At 64.2% G+C, this 21246-nt stretch carries 21 protein-coding genes and 3 pseudogenes; 9 read left to right on the forward strand and 15 right to left on the reverse strand.

Features of this window, described 5'->3' with window-relative positions; genetic code table 11:
* The first annotated feature begins 294 nt into the window (after positions 1 to 294).
* Positions 295 to 1224: a LysR family transcriptional regulator gene (locus ACZY0R_RS36945; protein WP_488865485.1), complete on the forward strand. Its 930-nt coding sequence runs from the start codon at positions 295 to 297 to the stop codon at positions 1222 to 1224.
* 36 nt (positions 1225 to 1260) lie between these two features.
* On the opposite strand, the gene ACZY0R_RS36950 is transcribed toward ACZY0R_RS36945, so the two are convergent.
* Complete coding sequence (locus ACZY0R_RS36950) at positions 1261 to 1887, reverse strand: LysE family translocator (RefSeq protein ID WP_488865487.1); 627 nt, start codon at positions 1885 to 1887, stop codon at positions 1261 to 1263.
* 234 nt (positions 1888 to 2121) lie between these two features.
* Here ACZY0R_RS36950 and ACZY0R_RS36955 point away from each other — a divergent pair, with 234 nt between their 5' ends.
* Together ACZY0R_RS36955 and ACZY0R_RS36960 are read left to right on the forward strand one after the other, a co-directional pair.
* Positions 2122 to 3090: a Bug family tripartite tricarboxylate transporter substrate binding protein gene (locus tag ACZY0R_RS36955; RefSeq protein ID WP_488865489.1), complete on the forward strand. Its 969-nt coding sequence runs from the start codon at positions 2122 to 2124 to the stop codon at positions 3088 to 3090.
* A 122-nt stretch (positions 3091 to 3212) separates the two neighbouring features.
* Entirely contained in the window at positions 3213 to 4184 is a 972-nt protein-coding gene (locus tag ACZY0R_RS36960) for a M14 family metallopeptidase (RefSeq protein WP_488865491.1), read from the forward strand.
* 30 nt (positions 4185 to 4214) lie between these two features.
* Here ACZY0R_RS36960 and ACZY0R_RS36965 read toward each other — a convergent pair whose 3' ends face one another.
* The 5 genes from ACZY0R_RS36965 to ACZY0R_RS36985 all read right to left on the reverse strand — a co-directional run bounded on the left by ACZY0R_RS36965 (position 4215) and on the right by ACZY0R_RS36985 (position 7011).
* A complete protein-coding gene (locus ACZY0R_RS36965) occupies positions 4215 to 4742 on the reverse strand; it encodes an Sbal_3080 family lipoprotein (RefSeq protein WP_488865493.1) in 528 nt (175 codons plus the stop codon).
* A 316-nt stretch (positions 4743 to 5058) separates the two neighbouring features.
* The gene (locus ACZY0R_RS36970) at positions 5059 to 5280 is read right to left on the reverse strand and encodes a hypothetical protein (RefSeq protein ID WP_488865495.1); all 222 of its coding nucleotides are present in this window, start codon (positions 5278 to 5280) and stop codon (positions 5059 to 5061) included.
* A 169-nt stretch (positions 5281 to 5449) separates the two neighbouring features.
* Entirely contained in the window at positions 5450 to 5653 is a 204-nt protein-coding gene (locus ACZY0R_RS36975) for a hypothetical protein (RefSeq protein WP_488865497.1), read from the reverse strand.
* A 54-nt stretch (positions 5654 to 5707) separates the two neighbouring features.
* Positions 5708 to 6328, reverse strand: coding sequence for an OB-fold putative lipoprotein (locus ACZY0R_RS36980; protein ID WP_051648227.1), 621 nt, complete (start codon positions 6326 to 6328; stop codon positions 5708 to 5710).
* 275 nt (positions 6329 to 6603) lie between these two features.
* The gene (locus tag ACZY0R_RS36985) at positions 6604 to 7011 is read right to left on the reverse strand and encodes a hypothetical protein (RefSeq protein ID WP_488865499.1); all 408 of its coding nucleotides are present in this window, start codon (positions 7009 to 7011) and stop codon (positions 6604 to 6606) included.
* A 226-nt stretch (positions 7012 to 7237) separates the two neighbouring features.
* On the opposite strand from ACZY0R_RS36985, the gene ACZY0R_RS36990 reads away from it, so the two are divergent.
* Positions 7238 to 7915, forward strand: coding sequence for a methyltransferase family protein (locus tag ACZY0R_RS36990; protein WP_488865501.1), 678 nt, complete (start codon positions 7238 to 7240; stop codon positions 7913 to 7915).
* 46 nt (positions 7916 to 7961) lie between these two features.
* On the opposite strand, the gene ACZY0R_RS36995 is transcribed toward ACZY0R_RS36990, so the two are convergent.
* Entirely contained in the window at positions 7962 to 8414 is a 453-nt protein-coding gene (locus ACZY0R_RS36995) for a PA2169 family four-helix-bundle protein (protein WP_488865503.1), read from the reverse strand.
* A gap of 431 nt (positions 8415 to 8845) precedes the next feature.
* On the opposite strand from ACZY0R_RS36995, the gene ACZY0R_RS37000 reads away from it, so the two are divergent.
* On the forward strand, positions 8846 to 9574 hold the full coding sequence (locus tag ACZY0R_RS37000) for a phosphatase PAP2 family protein (protein ID WP_488865505.1): 729 nt from the start codon (positions 8846 to 8848) through the stop codon (positions 9572 to 9574).
* Positions 9575 to 9672: 98 nt separating this feature from the next.
* On the opposite strand, the gene ACZY0R_RS37005 is transcribed toward ACZY0R_RS37000, so the two are convergent.
* From ACZY0R_RS37005 to ACZY0R_RS37025, 5 genes and pseudogenes are all read right to left on the reverse strand, one after another.
* Positions 9673 to 10497 (reverse strand): SGNH/GDSL hydrolase family protein, encoded by an 825-nt coding sequence (locus ACZY0R_RS37005; RefSeq protein WP_488865507.1) that lies wholly within the window; start codon positions 10495 to 10497, stop codon positions 9673 to 9675.
* Positions 10498 to 10569: 72 nt separating this feature from the next.
* The gene (locus ACZY0R_RS37010; protein ID WP_488865509.1) at positions 10570 to 10983 is read right to left on the reverse strand and encodes a hypothetical protein; all 414 of its coding nucleotides are present in this window, start codon (positions 10981 to 10983) and stop codon (positions 10570 to 10572) included.
* A gap of 198 nt (positions 10984 to 11181) precedes the next feature.
* Positions 11182 to 11526 (reverse strand): annotated as a pseudogene (locus tag ACZY0R_RS37015) (tRNA uridine-5-carboxymethylaminomethyl(34) synthesis GTPase MnmE); the annotation flags it as partial.
* A gap of 1133 nt (positions 11527 to 12659) precedes the next feature.
* Complete coding sequence (gene mnmE / locus ACZY0R_RS37020) at positions 12660 to 14123, reverse strand: tRNA uridine-5-carboxymethylaminomethyl(34) synthesis GTPase MnmE (protein ID WP_488865511.1); 1464 nt, start codon at positions 14121 to 14123, stop codon at positions 12660 to 12662.
* Complete coding sequence (locus tag ACZY0R_RS37025) at positions 14120 to 14995, reverse strand: CHAD domain-containing protein (RefSeq protein ID WP_488865513.1); 876 nt, start codon at positions 14993 to 14995, stop codon at positions 14120 to 14122. Before ACZY0R_RS37025 ends, mnmE begins: the two co-directional genes overlap by 4 nt.
* Positions 14996 to 15180: 185 nt before the next feature.
* Here ACZY0R_RS37025 and ACZY0R_RS37030 point away from each other — a divergent pair, with 185 nt between their 5' ends.
* From ACZY0R_RS37030 to ACZY0R_RS37040, 3 genes and pseudogenes are all read left to right on the forward strand, one after another.
* Positions 15181 to 15618 carry a PaaI family thioesterase gene (locus tag ACZY0R_RS37030; RefSeq protein ID WP_488865515.1) on the forward strand — a complete coding sequence of 146 codons (438 nt, stop codon included), beginning with the start codon at positions 15181 to 15183 and terminating at the stop codon, positions 15616 to 15618.
* 39 nt (positions 15619 to 15657) lie between these two features.
* The gene (locus ACZY0R_RS37035; RefSeq protein WP_488865517.1) at positions 15658 to 16044 is read left to right on the forward strand and encodes a VOC family protein; all 387 of its coding nucleotides are present in this window, start codon (positions 15658 to 15660) and stop codon (positions 16042 to 16044) included.
* Positions 16045 to 16068: 24 nt separating this feature from the next.
* Positions 16069 to 16302 (forward strand): annotated as a pseudogene (locus tag ACZY0R_RS37040) (MFS transporter); the annotation flags it as partial.
* A 395-nt stretch (positions 16303 to 16697) separates the two neighbouring features.
* On the opposite strand, the pseudogene ACZY0R_RS37045 reads toward ACZY0R_RS37040, so the two are convergent.
* Positions 16698 to 16926 (reverse strand): annotated as a pseudogene (locus tag ACZY0R_RS37045) (ribbon-helix-helix domain-containing protein).
* An 88-nt stretch (positions 16927 to 17014) separates the two neighbouring features.
* On the opposite strand from ACZY0R_RS37045, the gene ACZY0R_RS37050 reads away from it, so the two are divergent.
* Entirely contained in the window at positions 17015 to 18169 is a 1155-nt protein-coding gene (locus ACZY0R_RS37050; RefSeq protein ID WP_488859803.1) for an IS110 family RNA-guided transposase, read from the forward strand.
* A gap of 357 nt (positions 18170 to 18526) precedes the next feature.
* Here the strand turns inward: ACZY0R_RS37050 and ACZY0R_RS37055 are convergent.
* Together ACZY0R_RS37055 and yidC are read right to left on the reverse strand one after the other, a co-directional pair.
* Positions 18527 to 19278, reverse strand: a protein-coding gene (locus ACZY0R_RS37055) for an IS5 family transposase (RefSeq protein ID WP_488859801.1) whose coding sequence is annotated in 2 segments (ribosomal slippage) — positions 18527 to 18958 and positions 18961 to 19278 — 750 coding nt in all. Because the reading frame shifts where the segments join, the coding sequence is not laid out codon by codon here.
* Between the two features lie 293 nt (positions 19279 to 19571).
* Complete coding sequence (yidC, locus tag ACZY0R_RS37060; protein WP_488865519.1) at positions 19572 to 21242, reverse strand: membrane protein insertase YidC; 1671 nt, start codon at positions 21240 to 21242, stop codon at positions 19572 to 19574.
* Positions 21243 to 21246 lie beyond the last annotated feature (4 nt).

Here is a 21246-nt window from a genome sequence, read left to right on the forward strand (position 1 = left end):
TGGATCCCCGGCGAAACTCCACGCACCGCGACAGCTCGCTGCTCTGACGGCAAACGGATGCTTGAAACGGCTGTACGGAGCCTAGCGAGCGCGGCGAGTGTTTCACAAGTGCAATATTGGAGTGTTGCCTCTAATCTTCCCGAGATCCGCTTGAGGATCCGCTTGCCGCGCGTGCGTGATCCGGGCCCCGTGCGCGGGGGTGCCAGGCGCGGACAGCTACAATATTCGCAGCGCCGCGCATGCGATGGCGCCTCTCTCCCTACCACTTCTGCACGCGCGTTGGCGCGAGTCCTTATGCATATCCGCTGGCTTGAGGATTTTGTGTGCCTGGCCCAGGCCGGCAGCCTCGCGCGCGCGGCGGAGCTGCGCAACGTCACCCCGCCCGCGTTCGGGCGCCGCATGCAGGCGCTGGAAGTCTGGGCGGGCGCGCCGCTGATCGACCGCAGCGTGTTCCCCGTGCGCCTCACCGACGAGGGGCGGCAATTCCTGGAAGCCGCCCAGAGCGCGCTGCGCACGCTGGATGAGACGCGGCTGTCGCTGCGCGCGGCACATCGCGCCGATGCCAGCACGGTGGTGATCGCCACCGGCAAGACGCTGGCGCGCTCGATGCTGCCGGCGTGGCTGGCCGGCCTGCGCCATGCGCTGCGCAACGACAAGGTGGCGGCGAATTTCCGCACCCGGCTTTCCACCTTTCCCACGCACGACGCGCTGGTGATGTTCACCGAAGGCGATGCCGATTTCCTGCTCTGCTACAACTCGCCCGAGCAGCCGGTGACGCTGGACAACGCGCGCTACCAGTACCACCTGGTGGGCGAGGAACGCCTGGTCTGCGTGAGCGCCGCGGCGGACGGCGGCGGGCCGCAGTACAAGCTGCTCGCACGCGGCCAGCGCGCGCCGGTGCCGATGATCGCCTACGCCGAGACGCTGACGCTGGGGCGCATGGTCAACGGCGAGATCGCGCGGCGCGGGCTGGCCAGCCGGCTCGATGTGATCGCCGTCAGCGATTTCGCCGAGTCGGTGCATGAAATGGTGCGCCAGCGCATGGGCCTGGCGTGGCTGCCGGCGCGGCTGGTCGCCGACGATCTCCACGCCGGGCGCCTGGTGCGCGCCGGACTGGAAGTGGGCGGCGAGACCGACCTGGCGATGCAGATCCTGCTCTATCGCCCGCGCTCGCCCATGCGGCCGCTGGCGGAGGCGTTCTGGCGCGCGGCGCTGGTGGCTTAGGCGTCCGGCTTCCTCCGGTTGGCCCGTATCAATCCGTCAATGCATCAGCGCGGCCAGCGTCATGGCTACGAGGATCGCCGCCATCGAGACATTGATCAGGCGCGAAGTCACCGGATCATGGAGAAAGCGGGACAGCGAAACGCCGGCCAGCAGCCAGCACAAGTGGATGACGGCGATCATCGCGCTCAGCACCGCGATCTTGACGATGGCGTCCAGGCCCTGGTGCCCGGCAATGACGGTGGTGCCCGCCAGCACGGCGCCAATTGCCAGGTAGGCCTTGGGGTTGGCGATGGCCAGCAGGAAGCCGCCGGCGAACGCGGGAGCCGTCAGCGCCCTCCTCTGGTTTCCGAGCGGTGGCGCGGTGGCAATCCTGAACGCCAGGTAGAGGATGTAGGCGGCAGACAGGACGCCGAGCACGCGCGCGCCGTGCGGCACCGACACGACTAGCGCCACCACGCCCATCGAAGCCATCAGCAGCACCGCGATGGTGCCGGCGATCAGCCCGCAGGCATAGCCGAGCGAGCGCCGCACGCCATGGGCGGCACCGACGGCCGTGACACTGATCGTCGAGGGCCCCGGGCTCCCCATGACGACCACCGACGCCAGGACCAGCGCCGCGAGCGGACGCCAGATCCCCGGCATGGAAGCAAGCAGGTTTTCCATCGCGTCTCCGCCAGGCTGGTTCGTTGAACACAACTTTATGGCGGGGCAACGGATGCCGTCTTGAACGATTGTGCATGGGATGGCGCCGCGATTTTCTCCGCCTGGCATGTCGCATCGGCCACTTGCCAAAACGGCAAGCGCCATTGCCAAAGCCGCATGTTGCTGCAGGCGCGCGCTCTCTAATATCGCCGGATATCTGCATACCTGCATATTCAAAAAGGGGAGAGACCTGCCATGAACAAACTGCTGCGTGCGGCTGCTGCCGCGTCCTTCTGTGTGCTTGCCGGCGGCGCCGGCGCCTCGGGCTGGCCCGCCAAGCCGATCTCGCTGGTGGTGGGCTACACCGCCGGCGGCAGCGTCGACCTGGTGGCGCGCACGATCGCGCCGGAGCTGGGCAAGCGCCTGGGCCAGAGCGTGGTCATCGAGAACCTGGGCGGCGCCGGCGGCACCATCGGCGCCTCCAAGGTGGTCAAGGCCGATGCCGACGGCTACACGCTGCTGATGGGTTCGGGCAGCGAGGTGTCGATCGCGCGACTGACCAATCCCGCCGTGCGCTACGACGGCGAACGCGACCTGGCGCCGGTCACCTTCGTCGGCACCCAGCCGATGGTGCTGGTGGGCAAGTCCGCGCTGCCGGCCAAGAACGCCGACGAGCTGATCGCGCTGGCCAAGGCGCAGCCGGGCAAGCTGGCCTATGCGTCGTCCGGCGTGGGCACGCCGCTGAACCTGGCCGGCGAACTGATCAAGCAGCAGGGCAAGGTCAATATCACCCATGTGCCCTACAAGGGCGCTTCCGCCATGTCGACCGACCTGCTCGGCGGCCAGATAGACCTCGCCGTGATGGTGCTGTCGTCGGCCCTGCCTCATATCCAGGCCGGCCGGGTCAGGGCCTACGGCGTGACCGAAGGGCACCGCGCCCAGGTGGCGCCCAATGTCCCCGCGCTGTCCGAAAGCAGCGCGCTCAAGGGCGTGGACATGGGCGTGTGGTTCGGCCTGATGGCGCCGGCCAATACCCCGCGCGCCGTGGTCGACCGCCTGAACACCGAGATGCAGTCCGTGCTGGCCATGCCCGAAGTGAAGAAGAAGCTGGCCGAAGCCGGCGTGGAAGTCGCGCCGGGCGGCCCGGCCCAGTTCGGCACCTTTATCAAGCGCGAAACGGTGAAGTACAAGAGCATCGTCCAGACCGCCGGCATCCACGAATAAGCGGCGGCAGGCGTACCATTTGCTTCTCGCAAGCGGCGGCGCCGCCACGGCGCCGCTTGTTTTTATTTGCTGCTCCCGGCCGATCCCACTGGCAACCCAGGCAACCTAGCCAACCCACAGACATGACGACCACTGCCCCCAGCTTCGACGCTTACCCGGTTGAAGTCGAATTCCCCGATATCCGCCCCTATGCCGCCGGCAACTGCGGCGTGCCCTACGTCCACACCTTCGATAGTGGCGTGCCCGGCCTGCACGTGATGGTCAATGCGCTGACCCACGGCAACGAAGTGTGCGGCGCCATCACCGTCAAGGCACTGCTGGATCTCGGCGTGCGTCCGCGCCGTGGCCGCCTGACGCTGGCCTTCGCCAACGTCGACGCGTACCACACCTTCGATTCGGCCCGCCCGGATGCTTCGCGCTACGTGGACCAGGACTTCAACCGCGTGTGGACAGCGGCCGTGCTGGACGACACCACCCGCGATTCATCCGAGCTGCGCCGCGCGCGTGCCATGCGTCAGGTCATCGATACCGTGGACCTGCTGCTGGATCTGCACTCCATGCACGAGAAGAGCCTGCCGCTGATCGTCTCCGGCCCGCTCGACAAGGGCATCGCCCTCGCGCGCGCCGTGGGTGCGCCGGCCAACGTGATCGTGGACGAAGGCCACCCCGAAGGCCGCCGCATGCGTGACTACGAAGGCTTTGGCGACCCGGCCAGCGCCAGGAACGCGCTGCTGATCGAGTGCGGCCAGCATTGGGAAGCCACCGCCGTAGGCGTGGCCAAGGACAGCACCGCGCGCTTCCTGCTCAACGCCGGCGTGATCGACGCCGACGACGTGCCCGCCGGCTGGCTGTGGCCCCTGCACCCGCAGCGGGTGGTACGCGTAACGGAGCCGGTGGTGGCCAGCAGCATGGATTTCCGTTTCGCCGGCCCGTACACCGGGCTGGAGACCTTCGCCGAGGCCGGCACCGTGATCGGCTGGCGCGATGGCGAGCCGGTGGTCACGCCGTACCCGGATTGCGTACTGGTCATGCCTTCGCTGCGGCAACTGCGCCCCGGCGTCACCGTGGTGCGGCTGGGCCAGGTGATCGGCTGACCGGCCGCCGGGCCGCGCACGGCCGGGCGTTCAGGCTGGCGTAGCCGGTGAAAGCGGCGCGGCGGGCATGCCTGCAGTGCCGGTGGCGGGTGGCTTGGGCCGCATGCCGGGCAGTAACTGATCGACCAGCTCCTCGATCTTCGCCTCGGGCGCCACCAGGTTGCTCAGGTTCAAGCCGCCGGCGCTGCGCAGCGCGTCGTAGTTCGCCTTGCCGGCGCGCTCGCCGCCGATGTAGACGACGATCTCGGCCGAACTGAGGAAATCGCGCCAGTACGACTGCCTTTGCGTGACAAAGGTCGCGGTATAGGGGCACGAGGCAATCGATGCGTCGGGTGACAAGACCTTGAACTCGAAACCACGCGCCTGGATGGAATCGCGCAGCGCTCCCATGTAGGCATTGCCGACCGGGTTGCTGATCACGCAGAACAGCGTACCGTCGGCCGGCTGCACTGCGGCGACGTGGTCGCCGCGGTCGACCGGGGAGACGGACTGGTAGGTGGCGCAACCGCTGGCCAGCAAGCCCAGGCTGGCGGTGGCGGCTAGCAATGCTTTCTTCATGATGCTCCTGGTTCGCTGCTGCAAGGGTGCCCGGCGCACCCCGGCGCCGGCGGACCTGCCCGGCGGCTGCCGTGGCGGCGCGCCTGGCGGGATGAACCGTGTTGTCGGCAGGCGCGAGCGCCAACTTTAGGCCATCGTGGCGGCAGCAATCGGTGGAACAGAGCGGGGAAAAGGGGCCGGCGGTGGCGTCCGGCAGCGCGCGTGAGGTGCCGGACGCAAAAAACGGCCAGCCGGAGCGGCTGGCCAGGAAGGGTATTTCCCTTGGAGACTAGCGGCTCGACCCGGTGCCAGGTTGTCCTGGCACCGTCAGACGGCCTCAGGCAACAACAAATGCCTGGCGGCAGCGCAGCGCCATCACCTGCGCCTCGAAGGCACGGGCGGCGCGCCGCGCGAACTGGTCGCGGCGGCGCCGGCGGGCATGACCGGTGGCAACCGGCTCCTGCCCCGCGACCTGCCACTCGCGGCGTGTCACGGCGAGGATGTTGGCGAGTGCCTGGGCTTGCGGCGCGGTGCTACTGCCCGGGAGGAGACTTTCCATGATGATACTCGGCGCCGCCGGCACTGAAGTGAGCTTCAGGCTTTGGCGTTGGCGTTTGTTCATATCGTGATGGAAAGATATACAGCGCCGGGGCTCCGCATTATCAACGGAGCGCCGATCCTGCTGTGGGATACGTCCTACAAGACGCCGGAGGGGCGTTGGCTGAGCTTCAGGTCTTTGCCGGACCGCCGCTCGCCATCGTCCCCACCACCATCAGGCAGATGGCCGCAAGGAAGACACCCACCAGCAGGATCTGCATTCGTCCCACCGGACGGCCCTTGAGGAAGGCGTTGCTGATAAAGGGCGGGGACACCAGGCCCACCACGGTGACGATCAGGATGGTCAGGGCGAGTACGGAAAGCAGGGTTTGCATGCGAAGTATCGATCCGGAGGCTTGCGGCAAAAAAGGACAAGTCAGTGCTCGCGCTCAGTTTGCGCCGCCGCGCACAAGGCAGCCTTCGAGCACGGGCGAGCCATCCACCTGGCCGGCGCCGGTGCACTCCACGGCCACTTTCTGTCCGCGCCGCACCATGGTGCCACGCGCTTCCACTTCGCAGGTGCGCCCGGCGGGACCGCAGATCTGTATCGGCAAGAGCTTGGCGCGCACCACAAGGGCGGGGCTGTTGGAGCGGATATCGAGGAATACCGAGTCGTTCGCCTCGCGCCGCACGCCGCTGGCCACGCCTTCCACGATGAAATACTTGCCGCGGTAGCGGTCGTCGGCCGCGCCCGCGTTTTCCTGGTAGTCATCGACCAGCGTGTCCGCCTGGTATTGCGGCAGGATGTCGGTGGTGCGCTTCGGGTCGATGCTGATCGGGTCCAGCGTACCGTTCTTGGGCACGCCGCGCGCGCCGCTGTTTGGTTCGGACGCGGGGGAGGCCTGGGCCACCGGCTCCGCGGCCGGCTCCACCTGTTGTTCTTCATGGTTGCCGGTGAGCCACAACATGGCGAGCACGGCCAACGCAACAATGGCGATAAGGATTTGCTGGGTACGGTTCAAAACGGGGTTTCCTGCGATAAAAATAGGCCGTCGCGCTGCCAGGCGCATGTTTGTGCATCGACATTCCGGCGCTGCGCGGCCACTTGGCCGGGGTACCCGCCAGCCCGCCTGTGGCAACGTTTTGTGCCGTCAATCCAGGCACCGCGGCGGGGGCGCCGGAAAAGTTGCCCACAGCTTTGCCCACAGGGTTGTTCGGTCTTCTCCACAGACTTGTCCACAGCCTGAAGGGGGTGCCGCGCCGGGTTGCGGGAGGGCATGCGCTTCCAACCGGCGATGTGACTCAATACTGGCTTCAGCTGGACTCGCGGGTTTGGCGTAAGGGATCAGTGCAAGTGGCGCAGCCCGGCTTCGCCGTCGTCCTCGTCTTCCCAGTCCTCATGCTCGACCGGGATGTCGGGTGCCATGTCGAACACCATCGAATGGTGCTGCACGGTAAACCACTCGCGGAACTGCTGCAGCGTCAGCGTTTCGGGCCACAGGCTTTCGTCGAACCACTCGCCCAGCATGAATTCGAAGAAGGCGCGCCAGCGCTGCTCCACCCACAACAGCGCTTCCGGTGAAGTAGCGACATCATCCGGGACCAGGAACACACTCTGGTCCTCGCGCACATGCTCAAGGGTGAGGGTGGCCACCGGATCGGTATCCACGGCCATGATCCACTCGAAGAAGGGCTGCTGCGGCACCAGGATGACGAGCGAGCGATTGAGGGTAAAGCGCGGATGATCGGACATGGCAGGGGCTCGTTCGCTGAAACGGCCCATTGTAGCGGTTGGCCGCGCCGGCATGCGATTCATTGGAGGGGCAAGCGTCCCAGCCTGCTCCGGCCCCGGGCGCGCGCATCCGGCTGGCGCCGCCGGCCTGCCGGTTGCGTGCTAACGTGAAGACATGACAGGCACGCAGTGGCCGGTTCGAGTGCCTGCGCCGTTGCCTGATCCACAAAGCCACGAAGAGGCCAACATGGGATTCAAGGTCGGGTTCACGCTCGCCGTGGAGGCGCTGTTCTTTGCGGTCTTGCTGTTTGGCGCGGCGGGAACGCTGGCCTGGCCCGCCGGCTGGGTGTATCTCATCCTGTTCTTTGGCGGCGGCGCCTGGGCGACGCAGCGTCTGGCGCGGCACGATCCGGCGCTGCTCGCCGAGCGCATGAAAATGCCCTTTCAACCCGGCCAGCCGCTATGGGACAAGCTGCTGCTGCCGGTGATAGGCGTTGCCTGGTGCGCCTGGCTGGTGCTCATGGGCCTGGACGCGGTGCGCTACCGGTGGTCCGCGATGCCGCTCTGGCTGCAGTGCGCGGGCGCCCTGCTGCTGGTGCTGTCGTTTCCCGCGATCGACCGCGTGTTTCACGCAAACACCTTCCTCGCCGCCGTCGTCCGGATCCAGTCCGAGCGCGGGCATCGCGTGGTTTCAACCGGCCCCTACGCCGTGGTTCGCCATCCGCTCTACGCCGTCATGCTGGTTTTCCTGCCGGCCAACGCCCTGCTGCTGGGCTCCTGGTATGGCGTGGCGGGATCGCTGGTGCTCGCCTGCGGCATCGTCTTTCGCACGGCAATGGAAGACCGCGAACTACTGCGCGGCCTTGCCGGCTACGCAGCGTACGCGGCCAGGGTGCGGTACCGGCTGATCCCGTTCGTCTGGTAAGCGGCCGGCGCCTTCCACCGTTCAGCGAGATCCGGGGATCGGTGAATCAGTGAATCTGCATCCCCCGCATGGCATGGATGCGGTCGTGATGCCACTGGATACCCTCGTACTGGCGCTGCACCACCGCACGGATCTCGGGCGGCATGTCCTTCATCAGCGCCGACTGGTATTCCCGCTTGGCAGCTTCCTCGTCGCGCTCGCATAGCTGCAGCACCGCATCGTCATTGTGCGGCGCGATGACATGCAGCACCTCCATCCAGCCGCGATGCAACGTGCCCCCCATGCTGCCGCGATCGCGCGGCGCGGCGCCCAGCGCGGTCACCAGCGCCTGCAACTCCATCACCGAGGCGCGGCAGGATTCCGCCGTGCCGGTCAGGATGGCGCGTATCTCGGGGTTATGCACTTCGCGGGCTCCGGTCGTGCAGCTGAGCTCGCCGTTCTTGCCGACCTCGATCAGGTGGTTCAGGGTGGAGACGAGAGGTACTTGCGCGTTGTTCATGACATTCTCCTTGCCTGGGTCCGGGCCGACCATGAAGCCGTGCGCACATCTGCACCTGCGCGGGGCGCGTTGCCCCCCGGCGCCTGTCCAGAAGCCAGGCCCACGATTCCTGCCTTTGCCGCGCGGCATGCCTGCCATGGCTTGCGGGCCGGCTGCCGTGCTGGCCGGCCCGCAGCCGTGGGTAGCGCGGGCAGCGCCACCGACACGTTTAGTATAGAAGTTGGGGAGGCCAGAACAACGGCGCTTCGCGCACCGCACGGGACGTGCCGAAATATGCCCGGCTATGCCTTTGCTCAAGCATAAGGGCACCAGACCGGTTTGCTTCGCATATTTGGGTGTGCGATCTTGTGCGCTAGCAAACAGAGGCGTGACGCACGCTAGTCCGGCAAGGAGCGGGCTCTCCTATACTTGTTTGTCCAGCGCCGGAACATGTGACTAACGATTGCTATTTCGTGTATGGTGAGGACGCGATGAATGCATTTGATAGCAGTATCATTCACTTCCTGCATCAGTTCGCTTTCCGTTCGGTTTTCATCGACCGCGCAGCGTTGGCAATGACCCAGTTCTACATGCTCCGCGGCTTGCCAATGATTGCGCTGCTGTGGTGGGTCTGGTTCCGCGATGGCCCGGAGAAGCAGCGCGACCGGGAAATCGTCATCACGACGATTGTCGCTGCCCTTTGCGTGCTGGCCCTGGGCCGGTTCCTGGCGCACTGGGTGCCTTTCCGCCTCCGCCCCTTTGCGAACCCTGAACTAGGGTTGCACTTTCTCGTGTCCTCGGAAGACCGGATCCGGACCTGGAGCGCCTTCCCAAGCGACCATGCGATGTTGTGGAGCGCCGTGGCGACCGGCGTGCTGGTGGCGTCCTGGCGAATCGGCATCTTTGCGCTGGCGTATACCATCCTGTTTATCTGCATGTCACGTGTCTTCGTCGGGTTGCATCATCCGACGGACGTGCTGGGCGGGGCAGTGCTGGGAGTGGCAATGTGCCTGTTGCTGAATCTCACGCGATGTCGCCACCTTATCGCGGCCCCGGTCCTGCAGTTTTCGCGCCGCCACCAAAGCTTGTTCCATGTGGGCATGTTCCTGCTGAGCTTTGGACTGGTGACCCATTTTGACGAGTTGCTCATGCTGAGTTCCTCGTTGCTGAAATCCATCTGACTGAAATACATCTGGCCCAGTGACGCGTGCGGCGCGAGGAAAGCTAAAAGCTGTGTTGCGCGCGGCCTTCAGCTTCCTTCCCGCAGCGGGCCGTGACGTCAGAATGTGTTCAACACCTGTTTCACCGCGGCTGCAACTTTGCCTGCGAGGTAGACATGGCCAGCGGCCGAGGGATGGGCGCCATCGTCGGAGACGTACAGGTCGCCATTTCCGTCGCCCTTCGGATCGGCAACATTGCCTGTCCCGGTTTGCCACTGTTTCGCCACGTTATCGATGAAATAGAAGTTGGCGCGTGTGCCGACCGCCGCCCTGATGGCATCCCGCTGATCAGTGCGGGGAAAGCCCGGCGACCAAGGGCCGATGACAAAGACGATGGTGTTCGGCAGGTTCTTTGCTACAGCGTCGAACACGGCGGTGGCTTCCGCTTGCAGCTCTGCCTTGGAAGAACCCGTGTCATTGATGCCGCCGGCGACGACGAGAACGTGCGGATTGAAAGGAAAGACGTCGGTTGCCAACCGGTCGCGGAACTTGAGCTTGGGGGAAGGCGCGGCCAGATAGCCTGTGGCCCCGACGCCGGATTGATACATGTCCTTCCACCCCGCCAGGTATCCGCGCCGGGCCGCGTAGTTGTCAAAGCTATGCCCGACCGCGGCCATGCCCTCCGTAAATGAGTCGCCCAGCACCATGGCCCGCACCCGAGGTTCCGCAGGCTGCGCTGAAATGGAGTCGCCTGGTGCAAGCCGCACGCCCCCGAAGCGCATGTTCGGCGTCTCGATGCGGATCCGCCTTGACTTCCTGCTGCCCTGGAAATCGACCCGGGTCAGGTACAGGTTTCCATCGTCTGGATAGGCGACTGGCGTGGTCGAGGCGTACTCCCCGTCTACCAGGAACCGATGGGCGGAGGCATCGACATTACCCTTCACCAGAATCTCGAACGTCGGCGCATCGGTGACGAATTCGATGTAATAGACGTTGGAATCCAGTCCCAGCCCCCCCTAGTTCACCGCGGTATTCTTGACCAGATCCGCGTCCGGATAGAGGAGGCCGGCTTGCACGACAGCGCCGATGTAGCGTAGCGCGGCAGTGTTACCGGGGAGTACGAGCGTGCTGCCGGCAATGTTCGACGGCATATTCGCCGTTCCCGGCGTAATGATCGGCGGCGAAGCCATTGTCTTCGGCGCCGCACCGGCCATGGCGGCCGACTTGAGCAGCGCCTTGGTGTTTTGTAGTTCCGTCTGTGGCGTCGACGGTGTAGTCACCGGCGTGGTTACGGGTGTCGACGGGGTTGTACTGCTTTCCCCTGTGCCTGAGTTATTGGTTGCTACTTCGGTGCCACTGTTACCGCCACCGCATCCGGAGACCAGTCCAACCATCAGAAACATTGAAAACGCAGCCAGCTTTGAGATCATCCCTTGCTCCCTGATTCATCGCATGTCTCCGTGTTTTTTGGGGATAGTTGCATGAGCAGGAGGGGCTGGTCTTTCCCCCAGAGAGCTTAGTGCCGGGCCATCTTCATCCGACAAGCGGTTGAGACTTTATAGCGTGTGGCTGCGTGTAGACGGATGTTGGCGGACGTCCGGGGCGGACTGTTTGCCTGCGGCACACCGTCACTTCGCAATACAAAACCGCGTAAAAATCGTCCCCAGCAAGTCATCGCTGAATGAGTTCGCCGGTGATGCTGTTCAGATGGTCCTGCGCCAGCCGCAGCTCTTTCGCGAACAGGTCCAGCGCCTGCGCCTCTTGCGCCGCGCGCTCCTCGGCCAGGTCTAAATGCGATTGCGCATTGCGCAACGCGGTCAGGTGCCGCTCGCGCGAGAGTAAGGCCGCTTCGTTGCCTGATTGCCACCCCCCAGCCGCAGCAACTGGTTGCGCAGCAGGTCGATGCCAGCGCCTGTACGCGCCGAGATCCATACCTCGGCCGGGTTCGGGCCGATGGCCGCCACTACCTTCGGTGCCAGGTCGATACAGACGATTCCGAGCAAAAAAGCAGAAAATTCCCAATGTTAATGGGTGTGATTCGCACTTCTAATTGTGGGTGTTGGGCCATTCGACGATTAGCGCTCGCGCCAACAGGTCCGCCTCAATTATCCAACGCTATGGAGTCCAGCCTGCCTGACCGAGAAGAGTTTTCCCGCTTCCAAATTGCCGTCGTCGGTTTCCTGTCCCGATATTTCAGGTGTTTCTCTGGAACGTGGCAAGCCACTTTGCGCCTTAATTTACAATTATCGGAGGTTCCAAAATGATCCGCCATTCTTTTGACTGGGCTCTGCTTCGTCGACTGCCAATCCAATGCTTTAGTTTCCCCTAAGTGGAAATCAGTGCTTGCTGTCACCTCTGTTGGATTCCTGGCTGGATTATCTCCCACATGGAATGAGATGATCGGCAGAGAAAATACCCCTATCCCCGTAATTATTATCGCAAGCATAGTTGCATCGTGGGTCGCTCTCTTATTCTTGTCTACGCGATCCTCAATTGGTGGGTACGACGTGGTGCTCGCTGGGACGGCAAGGGGAGCCTCTTGAATCTTCTGGCAGCCACTACTCTATTTTCCGGCATTGTTTTAGTCGTGCTATTTTTGTTTATTGATTCGCCTGTCCTAATGCTCGTGGTCTGGTTGTATTCAATTTTAATTGTCGTGGAAGCCATAAGTGAGACCATGAGAAATGTGACTCGCATTTATTCACTATGCGGAGTTTTGATGGCACAGATTATTTCCATGGTTCTATGCGCACTTCTTCTCGCGGCCCTCTTCCCCATATTTCTCAGATCTATTCAGAACTGATCGATGTGAGGCCGATCAGCTATGCCAGCTTTAATTCAATAAAGTGGCTTCCAGTCTCGCGATGATCTACCTTTGATAGGAGTGGAAAAATGCGGAAAACTAAGGCGAGTGTCTTGAGCACGCTTGTCTTCGCAAGCGTAGTGAGCCCCGAGTAGCTGTTCCGTGGTTATCCACAGCGTTCCATTGGGACATGGCAGTAAACCTATGTCCAAATTTATCTCCAGGCGTCTAAGGCACCCGCAAAGTTTGCTTTAGACGCGTATGGGTAGATGGATTCTTCTCGCGTCTATATTGGAACTCAAGTCACTTCCCAATACAAAACCGCGTAAAAATCGTCCCCAGCAAGTCATCGCTGCTGAATTCGCCGGTGATGCTGTTCAGATGGTCCTGTGCCAGCCGCAGCTCTTCAGCGAACAGGTCCAACGCCTGCGCCTCTTGCGCCGCGCGCTCCTCGGCCAGGTCTAAATGCGATTGCGCATTGCGCAGCGCGGTCAGGTGCCGCTCGCGCGCGAGGAAGGCCCCTTCGTTGCCCGATTGCCACCCCACCAGCCGCAGCAACTGGTTGCGCAGCAGGTCGATGCCGGCGCCGGTACGCGCCGAGATCCATACCTCGGCCGGGTTCGGGCCGATGGCCGCCACTACGTGCGGGCGGTCGGCGCCGAAGTGGCGCTCGCCCACCATTGGCGCCAGATCGATCTTGTTGACCACGCGCAGGATCGGCGAGCCCGGCGGCAGGTGGCCGGAGAGGCGGTCGTCGATGGCATCGTCGATTTCGGACAAGCCGTGCTCCACGTAGTCGGCCGCATCCACCAGGTGCAGCACCAGATCGGCGCGGCCTACCGCTTCCCAGGTGCGCTTGATGCCGATGCGCTCGACCTCGTCGCTGGCGTCTTCACGCAGGCCGGCGGTGTCGATGATATGCAGCGGGATGCCTTCGATCTGGATGGTCTCGCGCACGCGGTCGCGCGTGGTCCCAGGAATCGGCGTGACGATGGCCAGCTCCGCGCCGGCCAGCGCGTTGAGCAGCGACGACTTGCCCACATTGGGTTGCCCCGCCAGTACTACCGACAAGCCCTCGCGCAGCAGCGATCCCTGCCTGGCCTGCGCCAGCACGCCGCTCAGCGCTTCGCGGATATTAGCCAGCTGGCCGCGCGCGTTGGAGGCTTCGAGGAAATCGATCTCTTCCTCGGGGAAATCCAGCGTGGCCTCCACCAGCATGCGCAAGTGGATCACCTGCTCCACCAGCGCGTGGATGGCCTGCGAGAACACGCCCTCCATGGAGCGCGCGGCCGAGCGCGCGGCGGCTTCGGTGCTGGCTTCGATCAGGTCGGCCACGGCTTCCGCCTGGGCCAGGTCGAGCTTGTCGTTGAGAAAGGCGCGGCGCGTGAACTCGCCGGGCTCCGCCAGGCGCAGGCCAATCCCGCGGCCCGCATCCAGGCAGCGCGCAAGCAGCATCTGCATCACCACCGGGCCGCCGTGGCCCTGCAGCTCCAGCACCTCTTCGCCGGTGTAGGAGTGCGGTGCCGGGAAGTACAGCGCCAGGCCGTGGTCGATCGCCTTGCCGTGGGCATCGAGGAACGGCAGGTAGGTGGCATGGCGCGGCTTGAGCGCCTGGCCGCACACGGCCAGCGCGATCGCGCTCACATCGGGGCCGGACACGCGCACCACGCCGATGCCGCCGCGTCCGGGCGCGGTAGCGATGGCGGCAATGGGCGTGGCGTTGGCGGCGGAAGCGGAACGAGGCTGGGAGGAGGTGATGGCGGTCATGGCGATATTGTCGCAGATCGATCCTGCGCGGGTGCCGCACCCGGCGCACTTGCCGCGCGCGCGGTCTCGGCCGCGCCGGGCGCCTCCGCGGCAGGCGCGTGCAGGCACTCCATCATCAGCCGGCGTGCCACGGCGCCGTCGACCAGGCGGCCCAGCCTGCCCTGCCGCTTCACCAGCTTGCCGTGCAGGCGCCTGGCATAGCGTTTGGCCAGTACCGGCTTCAGGGCTTCGATGACATAGCGCAGCCGCTTGCTGGCAATCCGGAAGCGGTGCACGCGTGCCAGTTCCTCCGAGCGGGCGGCGCGCATCAGCGCCCTCACCCGCTTGCGCCCTCGGCGTACCCGCCGGCGCGCGAAGTCCGCCAGGTGGTCCCGCGCGGCGGCGCCCGCGCCGCGCGGGCCAGCGTGGTTCAGGTGCGTGAGATCGCGGTGCAGCACGGGTAGCGGCCAGTGCTGGTATTCGGCGAGCTGCGCCACCATCGTCGCGCGTGCGTAGTGGCGGCGCGTGAGGGCGGTGTCGTGCAGCGCCGCCAGCACCGGATCCTCCGGCTGCCTGTCCAGCGCGGGCCGCAAGGTCTCGGCGATGAACACGTCCCAGTCGCGCACATCGTTCGCAGCCTGCGCCAGCTGGCGCAGGCAATCGTTCCAGCGCGCGCGGACCGGCCTGGGCAGGGCGGGCCCGAATGCCCAGCAGATGGCGCGAAGCTGCCGCGTCGCCACCCGCAGTGCATGGACGTCGTCGGGATGGTCGCGCCGGTGCAGCGCATCGAGTTGATCGGCAACGGCAGCCAGTCCCGCATCGGCCAGCGTCATGAAAGCATCGATGACGCGCATGCGCGGGTGCAACTGGATGGGAAGGTTGGCGGCACGCATGGCGTATCTACCAGATCTGGCGGAGGCCAGGTTCAGAACATCTCTATCCAGTGTAGGCGATTGTGCCGGTTGCGCCGCACTCCATTGACAGCCTGCCGGCTTCGGGTTGGAATGGGTGTTGGCAAGGCCAGCCGGCCACCCTGACCTAGCCGTACCCGACCACCGCCCAGTGCGAGGAGAAGCGCATGTCCACCGAACAAGAGCGTCTTTTGCTGCGGGACACCATCGAGGCCGGCTTTCGCCAGGCTGCCTTTGTCACCGACATCGGCATACGCCTGGTGGATTGCGGGCCGGGCTGGTGCGAGAGCGAGTTGCTGGTCACGCCGCGCCACCTGCAGCACGGCGGCGTCGTGCATGCCGGCGTGCAGGCGACGATGGCTGACCATAGCGCCGGCGCGGCCGCCACTACCATGCTCGATACCGGGCGTCATGTGGTCACGGCCGAGTTCAAGATCAACCTGCTCCGGGCCGCCCGCAGTGAGCGCCTGACCTGCCGCGCGGACGTGCTGAAATCCGGGCGCACCATCATCGTGGTCGAGGCCGACGTCTTCGCCAGCGTGCACGGCGAGACGGTGCTGGTCAGCCGCTTCAACGCCACCATGAGCGTGCTCGACCTGGCGTGAGCCAGGAAGCCAAACCAAGAGCCAAAGAGAAGCGACGAGATGATCGATCACACAGGCGTAGTAGTTAGCGATTTCGCCAGGAGCCGGGCCTTCTACACCGCAGCGCTGGGTTCGCTCGGCTTTATCAAGAATATGGAGTTCCCCGCCAGCGTGACCGGCCATGCGGATGTTGCCGGCTTCGGCACGCCCGACAAGCCCGAGTTCTGGATCAGCAACGGCACGCCCAACCAGCCGCCGCTGCACATCGCCTTTCGCGTGAACACGCGTGCGGAGGTGGATGCCTATTACAAGGCGGCGCTGGCGGCCGGCGGACGCGACAATGGCGCACCGGGCTTGCGGCCGCACTATCACCCGAACTACTACGGGGCGTTCGTGCTGGATCCGGACGGTCACAATATCGAGGCGGTTTGCCACGCGCCTGAGTGAGCACTGCATGTGCCTGCGTGAGGGGCCGTCGTACTGCTGACGGAGCTGTTTCCCCGCCGGATTCGCGCTACCGGCCTGTCGGTGGTCTACTGCATCGGCGTGCTGGTGTTCGGCGGGTTTGCGCAGTTCCTGGCAACGTGGATGATCGACCTGACCGGCAGCCGCAACGCGCCTGCGTTTTATGTGATCGGCTGCGGGATTGTCTCGCTGGCGGGTCTGGCGATGGTGCGGGAGACGGCGGGCAAGCGGCTGGATTGACGAGACGATCCGACGGTCGCGACGGTCACTTACACCTTGCGCCTGGCTGCCTGCGAAAGCGTTAACGGGGAACCTCGTCGCTGTCACGCAGCCAGGCGGGGATGTCTCGCATGCCATGCAGGACGCGCCAGACATCGATATGGTCGTCGCGCTCAACGTAGAACACGATGTGTGCGGGTAGCGCACCAGAGGCCAGGTGTGCAGGCCCGGAAGATCAAGCTCGTGTGCGTAGCGGGGCGAGCCGGCGGCCGGATGCTTGCCAATGTGCACGTAGGCTTGTTCCAGCGCGTCAATGAAGCCAGGTGCTGCCTGCTCAGCGTCTTCATTCAGAACGTAGCTGACCGCTTCCTCGACAACACGCCTGGCAAGCGCTCTCGGCATGACAGGCTTGGCCCTCATCCCCGCGCGTTGCGCACCTGCGCTCGCAGGGCGTCGAAGTAGTCGCTATCGACCGGCGCTGTTGGCGCCGAAGCGGCAGCCGCCAATAACAGCCCGCGAAGGTGCTGGCGATCCTGATCCTTGCGGATCAGCACGTACTCGCCTGGTGCCGTAACCGCGTTGGTTGACTTGCTCATCGACAAAGGCCTTGAGCGTGTCAGGCAGGGAGATACTCATGGTGCGCATGGTTTCAGGCTAGATCCTATGTAGCAGGAGAGGCAATCAACGGATAGATAGAATCAGCGTGTCGAGGCTTGACCTAATGGAGGGCATCATGCGCACAGATCTGGCAGATACGACGTACACCGGGCACATGGTGCTGGCGGTGTCACTTGAGCTGGCGGCGGCCAAGTGGATGGTTGCACTGCACGACGGCCGTCGTGATAGTCCTACAGTACACACTGTCGCGCAACCGCAGGCTACGCTGCGGCTGCAGGCAGCGCTGGCCCTGACTGAACGGTACAAGGAGGAGTGGTCGCTGCCGGCGGATGTACGGGTTGTCGTGAGCTATGAAGCCGGCCAGGACGCATTCTGGATCTGTCGCGCGCTGCAGGCTCGCGGGATCGAATGTCATGTCGTCGATCCCGCGAGCATTCCCGTTGAGCGCCAGAAACGGCGCGCGAAGACGGATCGCCTCGATGCGATCAAGCTGGTGATCAACCTACGTGCCTGGCTGCGCGGTGAACGCGACCGGATGCGCGCAATCCGGGTGCCCTCTTTGCAGGACGAAGCGTCCCGCCATCTCATGCGCGATCGCGGACAACTGCAAAAAGAAATCCTGCAACACCGCGACCGCATGCGCAAACTGCTGGCCACATTCGGTTGCTGGGATGAGGTCGACAGCAGGAAGTTCGCCGGCCGACTCGCCCGCGGCGAGGTACGGTGTCACGATGGCACACCACTGCCAGCAGAGCTAAACGATCGACTGGTACGCGAGTGCGAACGGCTAGCAGTAGCCGAGCAGCAACTGACCGCACTGGAGCAGACGCTTCCGACGAAGCTGCCTGCGCCAGCACGCGCCCGGGTCGATCACCTCACTCGCCTGAAAGGCATCGGACCGGTTGGCGGCTCGCGACTGGCGCTCGAGCTGTTCTGGCGGGAATTCAGCGACCGCCGCCAGGTCGGTGCGTGCGTTGGCCTTGTACCGCAACCCTACGACAGCGGCGAGAGCCAGGTGGACCAGGGCATTAGCAAACAGGGAAACCGACGGGTGCGGGCACTCCTGATCGAGATGGCGTGGTCCTGGATCCGCTACCAGCCAGAGAGCGCACTGACGCAGTGGTTCAACCAGCGCACCCAGAGCACAGGCCCGAACCGAAGGGCCCGACGGATTGCGATCGTCGCGGTGGCACGACGTCTCGCGATTGCGATGTGGCGCTATCTGAAGGATGGCGTGATCCCCGAAGGGGCACAACTGAAGCCGGCTTAATCCATTGAGGTTTGGAGGAAGATGCAGGGGATGGTGATACGCAATCCATACAGCCTGAAGTGAACATGCCCGTAACAGACCCGGGTTGCACAGGCAACCGATTTTCTAGATGGGGCATGCTCCCGGTGACAATTCCGGCGTAATGCGCATGCAGGATGAGGCTGGCTTCACGCCAGCGGATAGAAGGTGGTGAGACGTCATTTCTCACGAGCGCAAGACCCGGCTTCGGGCCATCGTGTTTCACCGCAACGGAGCCAACCCGCTCTGTCGCGATAAGGGAGGATTCGTATATCGATCAATCAGTCAGTTTGCAAAACGGCTTGACAAGGGACTGCTCATAGAAGGGCCTGTTGACAATCAGCAGACCCAGATGAATGCGGCGGCGAGCGCAACGAACGATGAGAAACGTTCGGAGAGCTTGTCGTAGCGCGTGGCAACGCGGCGGAATTGCTTGATGCGGCAGAAGAAGCGTTCGACCAAATTTCGTGAGGCATACAGATGCTCGTCCAGGGGGCGTTGTTCAAGACGATTGGCGCGACTGGGGATGACGGCTTGAATACCCGCGGACTGCAGGTGTTGCAGGATCGCGTTCGAATCGTAGGCTTTGTCGGCGGCCAGACTGGCGGGCTTCAGTTCGTCAAGCAAAGGCAGCGCTTCGGGGCTGTCTCCGGCCTGGCCGCCGGTCAGGCGAAAGCGCGCGAGCATACCCAATCCATCGACCAGCGCATGAATCTTGGTGGTCAATCCGCCACGCGAGCGGCCGATCGCCTGATCGCCTTTTTTTGGGGCGCGCCGGCGGCATGCTGGTGGGCACGCACAATGGTGCTGTCGATGAAGACTTCCTCGAAGTCGGCGTCGCCCCCAAGCTCAGCAAACACCATGTGCCACACCTGCGCCCGAGACCATCTGGCAAAGCGCTGGTACACACTGTTCCAAGGTCCGAAATCGGGAGGTAGATCGCGCCATGGGCTGCCGGTACGCGCCATCCACAGCACGGCCTCGACAAACAGTCGATTGTCTGCCGCCGTTCGACCCGGGTCCGTTGCCTTGCCGGGCAGCAAGGGGGCGATCCGTTCGTATTGTTCATCGCTGAGCATCAACCTTGGCATCCTGTCTTTCCGCAAAAGACAGGATGTAAACAGATTTCTTCACAAGTTAACAGCCCACTCGTTGCTGATTGTCAACAGGCCCTAGCGAGTTTGGCAAAATTTGGCAAACTTTCTGCATGGAGCCTTGCTGCCAGGGCAACACCACCCGACGAAGCACCCCGCGGAAAAGCAAAATCCCCCGCAAGCCGATGCCTGCGGGGGATTCCAGTCAGGCCGCCATTGATGCTTCGAGCGGCCCCTTTGGTGCACGTGCCGGGCCGGCGGGTTTTCCACCCGCCGGCCCGGGTTCAACTTCAGCTCTTAACCGCCACGGCAGCCTTCGCCTTGCTCTTGCCGAGCATCCGGTTGATCTGCCATTGCTGGGCGATCGACAGGACGTTGTTCACAACCCAGTACAGCACCAGGCCGGCCGGGAAGAAGAAGAACATGAACGAGAACACCAGCGGCATGATCATCATGACCTTGGCCTGCACCGGGTCCGGCGGGGTCGGGTTCAGCTTGGTCTGCACGAACATTGATACCGCCATCACCACCGGCAGGATGTAGAACGGATCCGGCACCGACAGGTCATGGATCCAGCCCAGCCACGGCGCGCCGCGCATTTCCACCGATGACAGCAGCACCCAGTACAGCGCGATGAACACCGGGATCTGGATCACGATGGGCAGGCAGCCGCCGAGCGGGTTGACCTTCTCGGTGCGGTACAGCGCCATCATCTCCTGGTTCATCTTCTGCGGATCGCCCTTCAGGCGTTCACGCATCGCGGTCATGCGGGGCTGCAGGTCCTTCATCTTGCCCATGGACTTGTAGCTGGCCGCCGACAGCGGGAAGAACACCAGCTTGATCAGCACCGTCAGCGCGATGATCGACCAGCCCCAGTTGTTCAGGAAGCCGTGCAGCTTCTCCAGCAGCCAGAACAGCGGCTTGGCCAGGATGGTCAGCCAGCCATAGTCCTTCACCAGTTCCAGGCCCGGGGTGATCTTCTCGAGCATGCGCTCTTCCTGCGGGCCGGCGAACAGGCGCGCATCGGTGGTCACGGTGGCACCCGGGGCGATCGCGCCCAGCGGCTGCTGCACGCCCACGCGGAACAGGTTGTTGTCGATCTTCTCGACGTAGAAGCTGTGCTCCTTGCCGGCTTGCGGAATCCAGGCCGAGGCAAAGTAATGCTGCACCATCGCCACCCAGCCGCTCGAACCCGCTGCGGGGACCGAAGCCTTGCCCTTGGCGATGTCGTCGAAGTTGATCTTGTGATACTTGTCCGTATCGGTGTAGATCGCCGGGCCGGTGAAGGTGCTGTAGAACTGCGACTGCTCGACCTTGCTGCCGTCGCGCGTCAGTTCCATGTACAGCGTCGGCGAGACCGGCTTGCCGCTGTCGTTGGTCACGGCGAATTGCGTGTCGACAACGTAGCTGCCCTTATGGAAGGTATAGGTCTTGGCCAGCTTGACCCCGTCCTTCTCCGCCGTCAGCGTCACCGCCACCTTGTCCGAGCCGGCCAGGTCGCGCGGACCGGCCGTAGCGGTGAAGATGGTGGTGTGGTTGGGCAGGTCGCCACCGATCAGGCCGGAACGGGCCATGTAGGTACGGGTCTGGTCGCGCTCGAACAGCACGACGGGCTGGCCGTCCTTTTCATGGTGGTTCAGCAGTTCCAGGCGCGTGAGGATGCCGCCGGCGGTGTCGATCTGGGCACGCATCACGTCGGTGCTCACCACGATCTTCTCGCCGCTCGGCTGGGCCGCGGCTGCCGGTGCGGTCACCGGGGCGCCTGGGGCGGTGCCGGCCGTCGCATTGGCCTTGGGCACGTCGCCTTGCGGAGCGGAAGCGCCGCCGGCGGTTGCCGGAGCCTGCTGCGTCGCGCTCGGGAAGAACATCGACTGGTGACCGTTGGCGCGCTGCCAGTTGTCGTAGAGCAGCACGAGGGCCATCGAGAAGATGACCCAGAGTATGGTGCGTTTGATATCCATGTCT

Source organism: Cupriavidus sp. F041, assembly GCF_057814235.1.